10 protein-coding genes and 1 riboswitch are annotated in these 15186 nt (G+C 46.5%); of the genes, 6 read left to right on the top strand and 4 right to left on the bottom strand.

The genetic code is table 11. From position 1 onward, the window contains the following. Window positions 1-6: 6 nt before the first annotated feature. Window positions 7-3483: an exodeoxyribonuclease V subunit gamma gene (recC, locus tag MSG34_RS22045; protein WP_248339412.1), complete on the bottom strand. Its 3477-nt coding sequence runs from the start codon at window positions 3481-3483 to the stop codon at window positions 7-9. 127 nt (window positions 3484-3610) lie between these two features. Beyond that, a complete protein-coding gene (locus MSG34_RS22040; RefSeq protein WP_050633773.1) occupies window positions 3611-4606 on the bottom strand; it encodes a TDT family transporter in 996 nt (331 codons plus the stop codon). A 163-nt stretch (window positions 4607-4769) separates the two neighbouring features. Between MSG34_RS22040 and MSG34_RS22035 the strand changes: the two genes are divergently transcribed. From MSG34_RS22035 to dapD, 6 genes are all read left to right on the top strand, one after another. After that, window positions 4770-5666, top strand: coding sequence for a LysR family transcriptional regulator (locus MSG34_RS22035; protein ID WP_248339411.1), 897 nt, complete (start codon window positions 4770-4772; stop codon window positions 5664-5666). Window positions 5667-5754: 88 nt separating this feature from the next. Continuing rightward, entirely contained in the window at window positions 5755-6048 is a 294-nt protein-coding gene (locus MSG34_RS22030) for a YebG family protein (protein ID WP_008223840.1), read from the top strand. 155 nt (window positions 6049-6203) lie between these two features. Next, a riboswitch (Fluoride riboswitch) is annotated at window positions 6204-6287 on the top strand. Between the two features lie 194 nt (window positions 6288-6481). Next, on the top strand, window positions 6482-7174 hold the full coding sequence (locus tag MSG34_RS22025) for a hypothetical protein (protein WP_048608014.1): 693 nt from the start codon (window positions 6482-6484) through the stop codon (window positions 7172-7174). A 23-nt stretch (window positions 7175-7197) separates the two neighbouring features. Continuing rightward, window positions 7198-8187 (top strand): GGGtGRT protein, encoded by a 990-nt coding sequence (locus MSG34_RS22020; protein WP_248339409.1) that lies wholly within the window; start codon window positions 7198-7200, stop codon window positions 8185-8187. A gap of 228 nt (window positions 8188-8415) precedes the next feature. Further along, window positions 8416-9057: a MarC family protein gene (locus MSG34_RS22015; RefSeq protein WP_048614308.1), complete on the top strand. Its 642-nt coding sequence runs from the start codon at window positions 8416-8418 to the stop codon at window positions 9055-9057. Between the two features lie 256 nt (window positions 9058-9313). Next, a complete protein-coding gene (gene dapD / locus MSG34_RS22010) occupies window positions 9314-10345 on the top strand; it encodes a 2,3,4,5-tetrahydropyridine-2,6-dicarboxylate N-succinyltransferase (protein WP_048608022.1) in 1032 nt (343 codons plus the stop codon). Between the two features lie 104 nt (window positions 10346-10449). Here the strand turns inward: dapD and MSG34_RS22005 are convergent, their stop codons facing one another. Both MSG34_RS22005 and purL read right to left on the bottom strand, forming a co-directional pair. Next, window positions 10450-10983, bottom strand: a complete 534-nt coding sequence (locus tag MSG34_RS22005) for a DUF3332 domain-containing protein (protein ID WP_048608024.1) — start codon at window positions 10981-10983, stop codon at window positions 10450-10452. 254 nt (window positions 10984-11237) lie between these two features. Continuing rightward, window positions 11238-15134, bottom strand: a complete 3897-nt coding sequence (purL, locus tag MSG34_RS22000; RefSeq protein WP_248339408.1) for a phosphoribosylformylglycinamidine synthase — start codon at window positions 15132-15134, stop codon at window positions 11238-11240. Between the last annotated feature and the right edge of the window lie 52 nt (window positions 15135-15186).

The raw sequence follows: 15186 nt of genomic DNA, 5'->3' as shown, positions 1-15186 counted from the left end.
AGCCACCTACTCCTGATCTTCCAGATCGGCTGAAGCCAACCTTGCCGCCTGCAACACAAGTGTCGAGTACATACGTGATTGAGCAGCCAGTTCATCATCCCACTTAGGCCAAATTCGTGAGATGTAGGTATCTCTGCCCTCGCCCGTAAAGGCGAAGCTATCATTAAAGGTATCGGCCATTTTCTTGAGTGACTTTTCTTCGTCATCGACCCACTTACCACGGCTAAAGCCCGCTTCAACACCAGCTAATGCGGTTTTCGGGAAGTAAGGCAATGGTGCTGTCATGCCTTGATAAAACAGTCGTACTAACTCAGCTAATATACTCTTCGCTTGCTGCGCATCGCCGATAGGTTGTAGCGTTTGATGAACCACGCCCTCTTTTCTGTCATAGCCAATAATATGGGTCGTTTTTCCGTGCCCCATAACAGCGCAGGATAGATGATCAATCCACGCAGCCAAATAATCTTGAGAGCGTATTTTGCCGCTACGGAAACGCACCAGACCTGACTGATAGTTTTGAGTTAACCACCCCATCAAGCGAACAGGCTTACCTTCGCCTAACACGTCAAACTCGATATTCACTTCGAGATCTTGTTGCGGTGATCCGCTCACAAATCGAATCTCTTTGGCTAAGTCTTCCGCTTGAACACGGTTGGTTTCAAATTCGATGTCACCGAAGGCGCCAACAGGTAATCGACCTTGTGCTTTTTGCTCAGAGACAAACAATCGAACCGCTTCGTCTGCGCCTTCAGGATGGTCTAACAACACTTGCAGCAACGCATCTTTGAGCTGGAAGCTCTCTAGTCCATTGAGTACGAATGGCTCATCGTCTTCCATTACAGGAAGTGGCGGTTCAAACACGACTTTTAGACGGCGATTAAAGAAGTACTGCACCGGTAAGCGCCAGAAACGCTGTAACTCAACCAAGTCGAGTTCTAACGGATACGTTGCACCCAACAAATAGTCGTCCAATGCTCGGTTGAACTCACCACTGCGTTCACCTGAACGGTTAGCCGCAGGTAACCACTCTTTGGCATAACTCAATACATGGCTCGCATCACCTTGAGTAAACGCAGCGGGGCTGAACGGTGTCATGGTGTGCTCAAAGCTGATCGCTTGAGTCAGCTTGATACCAGAATCGTCACTTGGTAGTACTTGGTCTTCACTTAGGCAGTAGTTCTGTTGGCAGTACTCTATCAATTCAGAAACCAACACCGACGGCACTCGCTCGGTATTATCTTGAATCGAACGGCCGACATAGCTGATGTATAAACACTCTTGTGCTGACAGCATTGCTTCTAGGAATAGATAACGGTCATCATCACGACGAGAACGATCGCCAGGTCGTGTGCATCCGTTCATCAGGTCAAAACCTTCTGGTGGCATTGAACGAGGGTAAACCCCATCATTCATGCCCAATAAACAGACAGTCTTAAACGGAATCGAACGCATCGGCATCAAGGTACAAAAGTTAACTTGCCCCGCTAAGAAACGCTGACTAATACGGGCGCCCGACAGTTTATTATTTAGGTACTGATAAATGATGCTTGGCGACAGTTCTTGTTCGTATAAGGCATCATCAAGCTGTTCATTCAGTTGTGAAAGTGCATCGCGAATCGATTTGAGCACCACCTCACCTTCTAACTCAACCGCAAAGAAATCATCAATCATTTGCAGCAAGGTTTCACGCCACATGTCGATAGATTGCGTCTCAGTAAGGCGTTGACGGTAATGAGCGATACGATCGATAAAGTGCGCTAACTTACCTGCAAGTTCGGCGTTAATACCCTGAACTTCGTTATAAGCGGCAATCAGAGAGTGTTCAGTTTCAAATAAACCTGCAGAGTCCGACATCGCATAACCCAATAACATGCGCTGAATACCAAATAGCCAGGTATTTTGCTCGGTTGCAGGTAGATCAAATTCCGTTGCGGTAGAAGAGTCGACACCCCAACGGATGCCCGCTTCTTCAACCCATTGCTTGGCTTGCTCGAATTGAAACTCATCAATACCAAAGCGCGCCATCATTGCAGGGATTTCTAACAACTCTAGCAACTCAGACGCTAAACAACGTGTATTCGGTAGCGCGACCAACTGCATGAAGGCGGTCAGAATTGGGCTCTCTTGATCGGCCGTTCTATCCGAAATCGAATATGGGATATAACGCTCACCCGGAGCATTACCAAATACTGCCTGAATCGCTGGGCTATAGGCATTGATGTCAGACACCATCACGATGATATCGCGTGGTTTCAGGGTCGGGTTGGCATCAAACATCGCCAACAGCTGATCATGAAGGACTTCAACCTCACGCATTGGGCTGTGACACGCATGTACGGTCAGAGAGCGATCGCCAAGTTCAACAACCTGTTTATGGTTACTGGAATCTAATATGTGGTCGTCTTGATGTTCTTCTAACTGGAGAATATCGGCTTGCAGTTGATGCAATAGGTTATCTCTCTCAACATCAATAAAGAACTCATGCTCTTCGCAGTCTGATTGAGATAGTAAAAACAGGTTATCTCTGCCCAGTTTCCCCATAGACGCAAGTAAACTATTACCCACGGCTTGGCTGGTATGCAGTTCGTCTTCAATATTAGCTTCAATGCCATCTTTCAATGGTGAAGCTTCACCCTCCAATTTAGGTAAACCATCAACCAACGCAAACTGCTTACGACGCTGGGCTTCAACTCTTGCCAAATATTTACGGTCGCGAATATCGCCCCAGTAATGTTGGCAAGGGTTGGTAAACATCAAGTGCACATCAATCTGCTCACCGAGTGCTTTCAACGCATCCATGTAACGAGGAGGCAACGAAGAGATACCAAACACAAATAAGCGTTTAGGCAGATGTTGCAATTTACCTTGTTGATTAGCTAGCGCTTCAATGAAGTCGTGGTACAAATTGCCACGGTGGTATTTTGATTGGCCTTGAGACAGGGTTTGCTCATAGAGTGCTTGCCACAAAATCGGTTGCCAAGGGTGCTCTTGCTGCCCTTCATCATCGACCAATTCAGCAACGGGCTCTCCCGCTTCCCACATCGCCATCCACTCCGGTCGATACACCAAGTAACCATCGAAAATGTCGGCAATTTTCTCTGCCAATTGGTACAGCTTCGAATCATCCTCGTCGTTTTCAAGATAGCGCTGTAAAGGAAGAAAATCAGGGTGGTCAAGCTTAGCGGGTAGCAAACTCATCAGCTTCCATGTCATCGCTTCCTTGTTAAAAGCACTGCGTTTAGGTACATCAGGAAGCACTTGGGTAAACATATCCCAAATGAAGGTTGCTGGAAGTGGGAAATCGATATTTGCTGCTACACCAAACTCTTTGGCGAGTTCCATCTTAAGCCATTGAGACATACCTGGGCTCTGAACCAAGATCTGCTCTTTTTCGAAAGGGTTGGCTAAAGGATCACTTTTGATTAAATGAACGAGAAGGATTTTTAAAGTATCGACTTTATTGGAATGGTAAACAGTAAACAAAGTGCACTCACGCTAATCTTGCCACAATATAAAGCCAGATTAGCATAAGTGCCGAGTTTGGATTAGGAATATAAGCTTATGAAATACTGAAAACTTAAGGTCCGTTTATCTTTTGAACTATTGCTTCTTATAATCTACTGCCTACCGCGCTTAGAACACGATGAGGTTTGTAATTCATGTAATAACGAACCGCCACATAGCCCACTACAAACGTTGCCACAATCAATTCTAGATATGCTAGGTTGAACACTTGATCCACATAGTGAGCTTCCACACCAACAGTTTGCATCCAAGCTGCCAATTTGAATAACGCCGTTGCACCAATCACAATTGGGAAGGTAAATGCGGCATAACCTGGGCTAAACGGTAAACGAAGTAGTTTGAAGAACGCTGCGTAAATGATGAACGTCATCAACACTGCAATACCAAACAATAGACCGATGATAACTGGCGAAGGATCTGCTGAAACCGTTAGGTATCCTGCTAGAGATAGACTTGCAGGTGCAGCCATAATCGCAATGGTAGGTTTCGCTGCGTCAGGCACTTCATGAGAGAAGATCAAACGGTAGATCATCACAGGTAACATTACCGCATAAATCAACAGACCAAAGACCAAAACAGCGTTTGCCACAGGCTCTAGAGTCGGGTTACCAGAGAAGGAAACATCCGCAACAATAATACCGATTGGTGGCACAAACCAGCTTGGCACCATGTGGTGGATCTCAAACTGTTTTGCTCTGTGGTATAGGAAGCTCACCAAGAACACCACGTGCAATGCCACAGATGCCAACCAAACACTTTCGCTGAGGAAGGTCGAAATTGGTGCCAAAGAAGCAGAAACAACCATACAACCCATCGCAAACGTTGGTACAACACTTCCCACGACTGGGTGAGCAAGATCTGCACGCAATAAATGTCCGTGAATCAAAAACTTCACAGCCAAAACAAGAAGCAAACATCCAGCAATCGCTGCGCTTACCCATTGAACCAAACCCGGTGTATGTAAGATATCTTGTGATACTAATACACCATCCCAGCACCAGCCTAAGCTTGCGATTGCTAGTGCTAACCCTGCCATGGGTGTTGGAGCTCCTGTTAATCTATATTTAATACGTTGAATCATGTCAGCCTCTCTTAAACTTAATTCACTAAACTTGTGAACTCATCAGCTTGTTGAAGCCATAATACGCTTGCGCTTCGTTAAACAATATCCAATTATATATAACAAGTGTTCATTAATACTGAACAAAATCCATTTTCACCAGCAGAGTAAAACTAGGAATCTGATGGCTAATATTTCAATTAAACAACTCAAAGTGTTCGTCACTATTACCCAGCACTCGACATTGACCGCAGCCTCTGAGGCTCTGTTTCTGTCTAAGGCCGCTGTCAGCATGGCACTAGGCGAAATGGAGAAACAACTCGGCCACTCTCTATTTGACCGGGTCAACAACCGATTAATTCTCAACCAAGAGGGACATAAGTTACTTCCATTGGCGGATGAGATATTACACCGTGCTGCTGGTATTGATGTTTTGTTCCGTGATGATCAGCCTTTAAGTGGCAATCTAAAGGTCGGCGCGAGTGACACGATTGGTAATCAGGTCGCACCGTTTATTTTGTCTGGCTTTCGCGAACGAACACAGCATCAGGATCAAAGCTTGTTCATTTCAAACAGTGCGCTTATCTGCCAAAAGTTGGTGGATTATGAACTTGATATCGCACTAATTGAAGGAAAAACATTACATCCAGAACTCATTTCGAGTCAGTTTAGCAGCGATGAAATGTGTATTATTGTTAGTAATCAACATCCTCTTGTTGCCAAAGAAAAAGTGATTTTAAGCGATTTAGAAAATAGTCACTGGATCCTGCGTGAATCAGGATCAGGGACTCGTGAGTTTTTCCTTCGTGCCGTCGCACCGCGCATCGAACATTGGTATGAATCCTTTGAACTCAACACCACAGAGGCGATCATCAATTCAGTTTCCGCCAATCTTGGATTCGCATGTCTATCACGACTGGCAGCACAACGAGCGATTGATTCAGGCCGAGTAAAAGCGCTCGATGTGCCACTCGACATGAAACGACGTTTCTGGATGCTGGTACACAAAGACAAATACCAGAGCCCGCTGCTGAAATCTTTCATGAGTTATTGTGAAGACTGGGCTACACATCAAGATTGAGGCCGCATTGTTAGGGCTCCAACTGGACTTTTAACATCAGAAACTGTATAAAAAGCCAGTAAAATTTATCAAACTTAGAGGATTAACCATGGCTGTTATCGTCAAGTACGTGGTGGAACGCAACGGAGAAGAGAAAATGACTTTTACCTCTAAAGCCGAAGCCGACGCATACGACAAAATGCTGGATATGGCTGATGAGCTTTTTGAACTTTTAGGCAAAAGCGATTTAGTTGAAGATGAAGGCAAGCAAGAAGAACTTGCAATGTACCTAGCGAAGAACAAAGAAGAAGTTCTTTACGCATTAGGTGCTAAGCGTAAACCAGCTCCGAAAAAAGCTAAGAAGCTTGAAGCTGTTGAAGACGCAGAAGAAGATGCAGCGTAACTAGCTGATCGCTTTCTAAAAAACGCCAATGACGCCTCTAATCAGAGTTCGTTATTGGCGTTTTTTTATACTTATCGAAATATAATGAAGCTTGTTTATAGTCGAAATTGCTCTAAACATTCGCTTGCATGAAAGTGTGATAAAGATCTAATCTATAGCCATCAGGTGATGGGGTCCCACCTAAGCTTTTGCTTCAACCGCCCGTTCTTCCGAACAGTGCTAATGACTCCTACAGAATCGAAAACAGGTAATACTGTTGGATGTATCGCTATTCCTCCATTTTGAAATGGACTTAGTCTATTAAGACCAGGCTCCATGACGCCTTTGGATTATCGATACTCAAGATCTGTAGTGAATTAGCCGCAACTCTTCCAACACGTCCTGTTTTCTCAACGCCCTAGGTCTTCAATGACTCTAACTGTGAGAAAACATTATGCACTACTCTTCAGAAATTCAATCAATGTGCCCTATTCAAAGGGGTGATCTACACACTTCAGCACCAATTCCAGTTGAAGGCGCTATGGTTAGTCCAAAAGATGTCATCGCTATTTCTGGCTTAAGCCATGGCGTCGGCACTTGTGCACCACAACAAGGTGCAGCAAAACTAACGCTGAACGTAAAAAACGGCATCATCGAAGAAGCACTAATCGAAACGATTGGTTGTTCAGGCATGACTCAATCAGCCGCGATGGCAGCAGAAATCCTCACCGGAAGAACCATTCTTGAAGCCCTAAATACTGACTTAGTGTGTGACGCTATTAACGTAGCTATGCGTGAAATCTTCCTGCAGTTTGTTTACGGTCGAACTCAATCAGCTTTCTCTGAAGGCGGCCTAGAAATTGGCGCAGCATTAGAAGACTTAGGTCAAACGCAGCGCAGCCAAGTGGGTACCAGTTACTCAACTGCAGCAAAAGGCGTTCGTTATCTAGAGCTTGCAGAAGGTTACGTGACCAAGCTAGCGCTTGATGATCACAGCGAAGTGATTGGCTACGAGTATCTCAACCTCGGAAAAATGATGAAGGCGATTAACCAAGGCGTGCCAGCGAATGAAGCGGCCGACCTGGCGACAGGGACCTATGGCCGCTTCGATGAAGCCGTGACCACTATTAACCCACGCCAACAGTAATTTTGCCAATTTAGAGGAAAGATATGATGAACACTCAATTTAATGAATCAGTAACTCGCGTATTGGCAGAAATGAACTTCGACTCTTTGGAGCAAGCTGACCAATACTGTAAAGCCCACAACGTTGATCCAAAAGCGTTAGTAATGGACACCCAACCTATCGCTTTTGAAAGCGCTGCCGATGCTTATATCCTTGGCTCAGCACTGGCGCTATTTCGTAAAGCCACCAGCGCAGAACAAGCGGCAAACATTATTGGTGAAGGTCTTCAAGCATTCACCAAACCTGGCAGTGTTGCTGAACAACGCCAAGTTGGTATTGGACATGGCGCGCTAGCCGCTCGTCTTCTCAATGAAGAGAGCCACTGCTTCGCCTTCCTTGCGGGTCACGAGTCTTTTGCGGCAGCAGAAGGTGCGATTAAAATTGCGCTAAACGTCAACAAATCACGTCAAAATCCATTGAAAGTGATCTTAAATGGTCTAGGTAAAGATGCGGCATATCTTATCTCGCGCATCAACGGCTTCACTTACGTGCGCACTCAATACGATTACCAAACCGGTGAGCTTGTTGAAACTGAACGTCGCCGTTTCTCACAAGGCCCTCGCGGCGACATCTTGTGTTACGGCGCTGATGATGTACGTGAAGGTGTGGCTATCATGCACATTGAAGAAGTGGATGTCAGTATTACGGGTAATTCAACCAACCCTACTCGCTTCCAACACCCTGTAGCGGGTATCTACAAAGCAGAACGCACTCGCCAAGGTTTGCCATACTTCTCAGTAGCTTCAGGCGGCGGTACAGGTCGAACATTGCACCCAGATAACGTAGCAGCAGGCCCAGCGTCTTACGGCATGACCGATACCATGGGCAGAATGCACGCTGACGCGCAGTTCGCAGGTAGCTCTTCTGTTCCTGCTCACGTAGCGATGATGGGCTTCATCGGCATGGGCAACAACCCAATGGTCGGGGCGACGGTTGCATTGGCTGTGGCAGTGAGTGAATCTCAAAACGCATAACGGCAAAATGAGCCCCACAACCTGCCTGTTATGTAGTGTCTGTTAGTTGAGAATCAAGCAATAACGAACGACTAAAACTCTACACCTATCACTAAAACTAAACAGCCAGCCTTATGCTGGCTGTTTTTTATTCACACTTGCTCTACTATCTATTTCTAATAATTATTTGTATCTAAGATTAAATACATTCTACTGTCGTATTTAACTGCATACTTTCAAAGGAATAATATGAAAGAGCTCATCATTCATACCATTACCGTGTTCATGGGCTTTTTTGCCATCATGAACCCTATCGCCAACACACCGATCTTTCTTGGATTAACGGGTGATAATGATAGGGAAACGGTCAAGTCTATCGCTTTCCGCTCGGTTTTCATCGCCTTCATCATCGTCAGCACCTTTGCTGTGTCGGGTAAGCTCATCTTTGACCTCTTTGGTATCACGCTTTACGCGCTTCGCATCACTGGTGGGATCCTCGTGTTCTTGATTGGCTTTCACATGCTGCAAGGAGACTCAACACACTCTAAAGCGAAAGAGAAGGTCAACTCAGACGCCCAACAAGATGCGGCGCTCAGTATCGCCGTCTCGCCATTGGCAATGCCAATATTGGCCGGACCGGGCACCATTGCCACCGCGATGAACTTTGCCAGCACCGAAGGCATCTACGAAACCATCATCACCATCGTCGCCTTTGGCCTACTGTGCGCCTTAACCTACGTATTGTTTGTATTCGGCGAGCGCTTCGTTAAAGCCGTTGGACCAAGTGCATTGAATGTAATTACCCGAATGATGGGTTTGATACTTGCTGTCATCGGCATGCAGATGTTGATTGAAGGTATTGAACAAGCTCATAAGGCGCTGTTTGTTTAGATAAGGCTATTTAACCGAGAGAATTGATTAAACGAGACAATTTGTGTTGATCTACACCATTTTCTCATTGCAGAAAAACATCTCCAAAAAGACAAGCAATATCATTTTACAGACTTTATCCCAATGCGCCCTTTCATAACGAGGGCGCTCTCTTTATGATGAACGCAATTAAATTAACTTTGCTAACGGCAGCGCTTGTTATTCGAGCCGTTGTTTTGGAATAGCAAAATCAAGACTCAACACATGGAGATTCAACATGGCTTACTTTTCACTAGCCTTCGGTACGGCAACCAAAAATCGCGATAATAAAATCATTGAAGCGTTCTTCCCTAACCCACTTCTAAACCCAAGCGACGCTCTTGTAGCGGCTGTGGCAGAAGTATCAGGTTACTCTGAAGGCAACCAAGCTATCGAAATCTCTGCTGCACAAAGCGCAGAACTGGCGAAGGCATTCGCAGCAAACGATGATGCAGCTAACGCATCTTTCGCAGAAAAAGCGGCAGCGTCTGAACAGCCACTTGTTCTTGTTGTTCTTGCGACTGACGAGAAGCCAGCATCAGTTGCTGAAGGCTTCCTAAAGCTACAACTTATCTCTAACCGCCTAGTACAACCACACGGTACGGTACTGGACGGCATCTTCGGTCTACTGCACAACATCGCATGGACAAACGAAGGCCCAATCGACCTACCTGAGCTGGCTGAGCGTCAAATCGAAGCTCGCCTTGCGGGTCGTGCTCTGTCTGTAGATTGCGTAGACAAGTTCCCTAAAATGGTGGATTACGTGGTACCAACAGGCATTCGTATTGCTGATACTTCTCGTGTTCGTCTTGGCGCACATGTGGGCGAAGGCACAACAGTAATGCACGAAGGTTTCATCAACTTCAATGCTGGTACAACTGGCGTGAGCATGGTTGAAGGTCGTATCTCTGCAGGTGTTGTTGTAGGTAACGGTTCTGACATCGGCGGCGGCGCTTCTATCATGGGTACTCTGTCTGGTGGCGGTACTATGGTTATCTCTATCGGCGAAAACTGCCTACTAGGCGCAAACGCTGGTCTTGGCTTCCCTATGGGCGACCGTTGTACGGTTGAGTCTGGTCTTTACGTGACTGCGGGAACTAAGGTTCGCATGCTAGATAAAGAAGGCAACGAAGTAGAAATCATTAAAGCTCGCGACCTAGCTGGCGTTTCTGACCTTCTGTTCCGTCGTAACTCAATCACTGGCCAAATTGAATGTCTTGCGAACAAGTCTGCTGTTGAGCTAAACAGCGAGCTACACAGCAACAACTAATCTAAGCGCTAGATGCTAGATGCTAGATGCTAGATGCTAGAAATTACGAAGCCGTTGGGGTTAAATCCAACGGCTTTTCTTTTATATAGGCAGAACAGAGTGGGTTATGCTTTCTCTGCGGCTAGCTGCTCAAGAGCTTGAATAGAAGTCTCTGAAACTAGTGTGCCATCCATGTAATAGCTGACCTTGTCACCATCACGAACGCCTGTCAGTACTGCTTTTTGACCATCGTTGTAAGTAATGTCCATACGAATGGTGTTCTCGTCGATTTGCTGCATCTCACCCCACTCAATCTGACGATTGTTGAAGCCAAGTGGCGCATCTTTCAGTGAATCATCAAGGCTGTCGTTCACATCAATCATGGTATCGACTTTACTATCGAAGATGTGAGGCGCGCCAGTCAATGGGTTTTTACCCGCCCAGAATTCGATCGAGTTGAATACGATGTAATCGGCTGCGGTTGTTAGTGCATAAACCGGAGCAAGCAAGAAGTTGACCCCTGCACGAGCGTAACGGTTGTCTACAACCTCAACGTTGAACTTCATTAATTTCCCAGTAACGGCGTTACTACCGACACACCCAGCTAACGACATGACAATCGCTGCCACTGCAACTGCTTTTGTGATTGTTGTTTTCATAGTTCCCTCTTATGCCACGATGATTGATTCAGTTTTTGCATAGCCAAACCTGCACACATACAGAAATTTATGGCCTAACAAATTGATTCCATAACATTTAGCGTAGTGGAGATTTTTAGAACAGCAAACTGCAAACGTTAATTTTTTCGCTCTGGTTCCTAAATTTTGAGAAATAAAAAAGCGCAGACCTTTCAATCTGCGCTTTTCATTTTTGCATAACCTAGCCTAGATTAATGCGGCTAGTAAGAAAGTGATTAACCCACATTCTTACGTGCGTTTTGGAACATACGCATCCAAGCGCCATTCTCACCCCAACCTTCCGGAGACCAAGAGTTTGCAACCGTGCGGAATACACGCTCTGGGTGCGGCATCATGATAGTCACACGGCCATCTGTCGTCGTTAAACCAGTGATAGCGTTTGGCGAACCGTTCGGGTTGTTCGGGTATTGCTGCGTTTGGTTACCGTTGTTATCAACGTAACGTAGTGCAACCGTACCTGAGTTTTCAATCGCGTTTAGGTGGTCGTTGTCACGCACTTCTACGCGGCCTTCACCGTGAGAAACTGCGATTGGCATACGAGAGCCTTCCATGCCGTTGAAGAATACAGAATCTGACTTCTGAACCTCAACTAGGCTGAAACGCGCTTCGAAACGCTCTGATTCATTGCGAACGAAACGTGGCCAGTACTCAGCTCCTGGGATAAGTTCACGTAGGTTAGACAACATCTGACAACCGTTACACACACCTAGAGAGAAGGTATCTTCACGCTTGAAGAAGTTTTCAAACTGGTCACGAGTAGAGTCGTTAAACAGAACTGACTTAGCCCAACCTTCACCAGCGCCTAGTACATCACCGTAAGAGAAGCCACCACAAGCCACAAGGCCGTTGTACTCTTCTAGAACCGCTTGACCTGTTAGGATATCGCTCATGTGAATGTCAGTTGCTTCGAAGCCTGCACGGTCAAATGCTGCTGCCATTTCAACGTGAGAGTTAACACCCTGCTCACGTAGAATCGCCATCTTAGGCTTAGCGCCTGTGTTGATGAACGGTGCAGCGATATCTTCATTTACGTCAAAGCTTAGCTTCACGTTCAGACCTGGGTCTGAGTTGTCTTTCTTCGCTTCGTGTTCTTGGTCAGCACACACTGGGTTATCACGTAGACCTTGCATCTTGTGCGTGGTTTCAGCCCATATAGTACGTAGTTCAGTACGGTTACGTTCAATTACTACAGACTCACCAGACTTAATCACTAGCTCATCAGACGCTTCAACAGAACCAATGACATGTGAACACGTTTCTAGGCCGTTTTCTGCAAGAGTAGCAAGTACTGCGTCTAGGTCATCGTTGCGAACTTGGATTACAGCACCCAGTTCTTCGTTGAATAGGGCCGCAAGCGTATCTTCGCCTAACGCTGCAATATCAGCATTAACACCACAGTGACCTGCGAACGCCATTTCAGCTAGCGTTACGAATAGACCACCGTCGCCTTTGTCGTGGTAAGCGACAACTTTGTCGTTCGCTACAAGTGCTTGAACGCCTTCGTAAAAACCTTTTAGTTGCGCTGCGTTGTCTACGTCTGCTGGCTTATCACCAAGCTGCTTGTATACCTGTGCAAGTGCTGTCGCACCCATACGGTTTTTGCCGTTACCTAGGTCGATAAGAACCAGGCTTGTATTACCCTTGTCAGTGCGAAGCTGAGGAGTAATCGTCTTACGAACGTCTTCAACACGTGCGAACGCAGTGATAACAAGAGATAGCGGAGAGGTTACTTCTTTCTGCTCGCCATTCTCTTCCCACTTAGTCTTCATCGACATTGAGTCTTTACCCACTGGGATCGTTAGACCCAGTGCTGGACATAGTTCTTCACCAACCGCTTTAACCGCTTCGTAAAGACCTGCATCTTCACCTGGGTGACCCGCTGGAGACATCCAGTTAGCCGACAGTTTAATGTGTTTGATATCGCCGATGTTGGTCGCTGCGATGTTAGTAATTGCTTCACCAACCGCTAGACGAGCCGATGCGCCAAAGTCTAGAAGTGCCACTGGCGTGCGCTCACCAAGAGACATTGCCTCACCGTGGTAAGAGTCGTAGCTTGCCGCTGTTACTGCGCAGTTAGCAACTGGAACCTGCCAAGGGCCAACCATTTGGTCACGAGCTACAAGGCCTGTTACCGAGCGGTCACCGATGGTGATAAGGAATGTTTTCTCAGCGACTGTTGGCAAGCGAAGAACACGGTCAACCGCTTCGTTCATCTCGATGCCAGAACGGTCAATCGCAGGGTTGTTCGCTTTTAGCGTTTTCGCGTCACGGTGCATCTTAGGTGTTTTACCTAATAAGATGTCCATTGGCATGTCGATTGGCGTGTTGTCGAAGTGTGAATCTTCAAGTTTAAGTTCACGCTCTTCCGTTGCTTTACCCACCACTGCGTATGGTGCACGCTCACGCTTACAAATCGCGTCGAATGTTGCCATGTCTTTATCAGCAACCGCCATTACGTAACGTTCTTGAGATTCGTTACACCAGATCTCAAGTGGGCTCATGCCCGGCTCATCGTTTGGTACGTCACGTAGGTTGAAGATACCGCCACGCTCACCGTCGTCTACTAGCTCAGGAAGTGCGTTCGAGATACCGCCCGCGCCCACATCGTGGATGAATGCGATTGGGTTAGCATCACCTAGCTGCCAACAACGGTCGATAACTTCCTGACAACGACGTTCCATTTCTGGGTTTTCACGTTGTACAGAAGCGAAATCAAGATCTTCAGAAGAAGAACCAGAATCCATTGAAGATGCCGCACCGCCGCCAAGGCCGATGTTCATCGCAGGACCACCAAGAACGATTAGGCTTGCACCTACTGGGATCTCTTTCTTCTGAACGTGCTCATCACGGATGTTGCCAAGACCACCAGCTAGCATGATTGGTTTGTGGTAACCACGCACTTCTTCACCTGCGTGAGAGTTTACTTTTTCTTCGTAAGTACGGAAGTAACCAAGTAGGTTTGGACGACCAAATTCGTTGTTGAATGCCGCGCCACCAAGAGGACCTTCAAGCATGATATCCAAAGCAGTCACGATACGGCTTGGCTTGCCAAAGTCTGTTTCCCAAGGTTGAACGAAGTTCGGGATCTTAAGGTTAGATACAGAGAAAGCAACAAGACCCGCTTTTGGCTTACCACCAATTCCGGTTGCGCCTTCATCACGGATTTCACCGCCTGAACCTGTCGATGCGCCCGGCCACGGAGAGATTGCCGTTGGGTGGTTGTGCGTTTCAACTTTCATCAAGATGTGTGTTTTTTCTTGGTGGTAGTTGTACTGGCGAGTTTCTGGATCTGGGAAGAAACGACCAACTTCAGAACCAGTCATTACCGCTGCGTTATCTTTATAAGCAGACAGAACGTGTTCTGGTGTCGTTTCAAAGGTGTTCTTAATCATCTTGAACAATGATTTTTCTTGCTTAACGCCATCGATAGTCCAATCAGCGTTAAAGATCTTATGACGACAGTGCTCTGAGTTCGCTTGTGCAAACATCATTAGCTCGATGTCCGTCGGGTTACGACCTAGCTTCTCAGTGAAGCTTTCAAGAAGGTAATCAATCTCATCTTCTGCAAGTGCAAGACCTAGGGTAACGTTTGCTTTTTCAAGCGCTTTACGTCCGCCAGTTAATAGGTCAACTTCCGCATAAGGAGCAGGCTCAGCAACGGCAAATAGTGCCGCCGCTGATTCGAAGTCAGTGAAAACCACTTCCATCATACGGTCGTGCAGGATTGCTTTCAGCTCAACAAGTTGAAGCTCAGAAAGTTCAGCAGAGGTTTCAATGTAGAAAGCAGTACCGCGCTCTAGACGTGACACTTTAGCCAGTCCGCAGTTGTGTGCGATATCTGTTGATTTTGAAGACCAAGGCGAGATAGTGCCCGGGCGTGGCGTTGCAAGCAGCAGTAAACCTTCAGGTTCATGCTCTTCAATCGTTGGACCGTAAGTCAGTAGCTTTTCTAGCTTCTCAACTTCAGACTCATCTAGGTCTGCCGTTAGATCAGCAAAGTGGGCAAACTCAGCGTAAATACCTGTTACAGGTAAGCTTAATTCACGACAAAGCTCTAAAAGCTTGTTAACACGAAACTCAGATAGAGCTGGGGAGCCACGCAAAATTCTCATGTGCTTACGTCTCTTATGCAGTTGATTAAGGTAGTATTGGAATAAATTCAGT

The sequence above is a fragment of the Vibrio sp. 1CM2L genome, assembly GCF_023161695.1.
In the GTDB taxonomy this organism is placed as follows: domain Bacteria; phylum Pseudomonadota; class Gammaproteobacteria; order Enterobacterales; family Vibrionaceae; genus Vibrio; species Vibrio coralliirubri.
Note: the sequence above shows the minus strand (reverse complement) of the source record. Positions and strands in the feature narration are given on the sequence as shown.

Bases quoted from the DNA above. Each gene is read 5' to 3' on its own strand.
- MSG34_RS22005 (WP_048608024.1), bottom strand. From the start codon at position 10,983: ATGAAAACAACAATCACAAAAGCAGTTGCAGTGGCAGCGATTGTCATG.
- MSG34_RS22040 (WP_050633773.1), bottom strand. From the start codon at position 4,606: ATGATTCAACGTATTAAATATAGATTAACAGGAGCTCCAACACCCATG.
- MSG34_RS22025 (WP_048608014.1), top strand. From the start codon at position 6,482: ATGCACTACTCTTCAGAAATTCAATCAATGTGCCCTATTCAAAGGGGT.
- MSG34_RS22015 (WP_048614308.1), top strand. From the start codon at position 8,416: ATGAAAGAGCTCATCATTCATACCATTACCGTGTTCATGGGCTTTTTT.
- MSG34_RS22020 (WP_248339409.1), top strand. From the start codon at position 7,198: ATGATGAACACTCAATTTAATGAATCAGTAACTCGCGTATTGGCAGAA.
- dapD (WP_048608022.1), top strand. From the start codon at position 9,314: ATGGCTTACTTTTCACTAGCCTTCGGTACGGCAACCAAAAATCGCGAT.
- purL (WP_248339408.1), bottom strand. From the start codon at position 15,134: ATGAGAATTTTGCGTGGCTCCCCAGCTCTATCTGAGTTTCGTGTTAAC.
- MSG34_RS22035 (WP_248339411.1), top strand. From the start codon at position 4,770: ATGGCTAATATTTCAATTAAACAACTCAAAGTGTTCGTCACTATTACC.
- MSG34_RS22030 (WP_008223840.1), top strand. From the start codon at position 5,755: ATGGCTGTTATCGTCAAGTACGTGGTGGAACGCAACGGAGAAGAGAAA.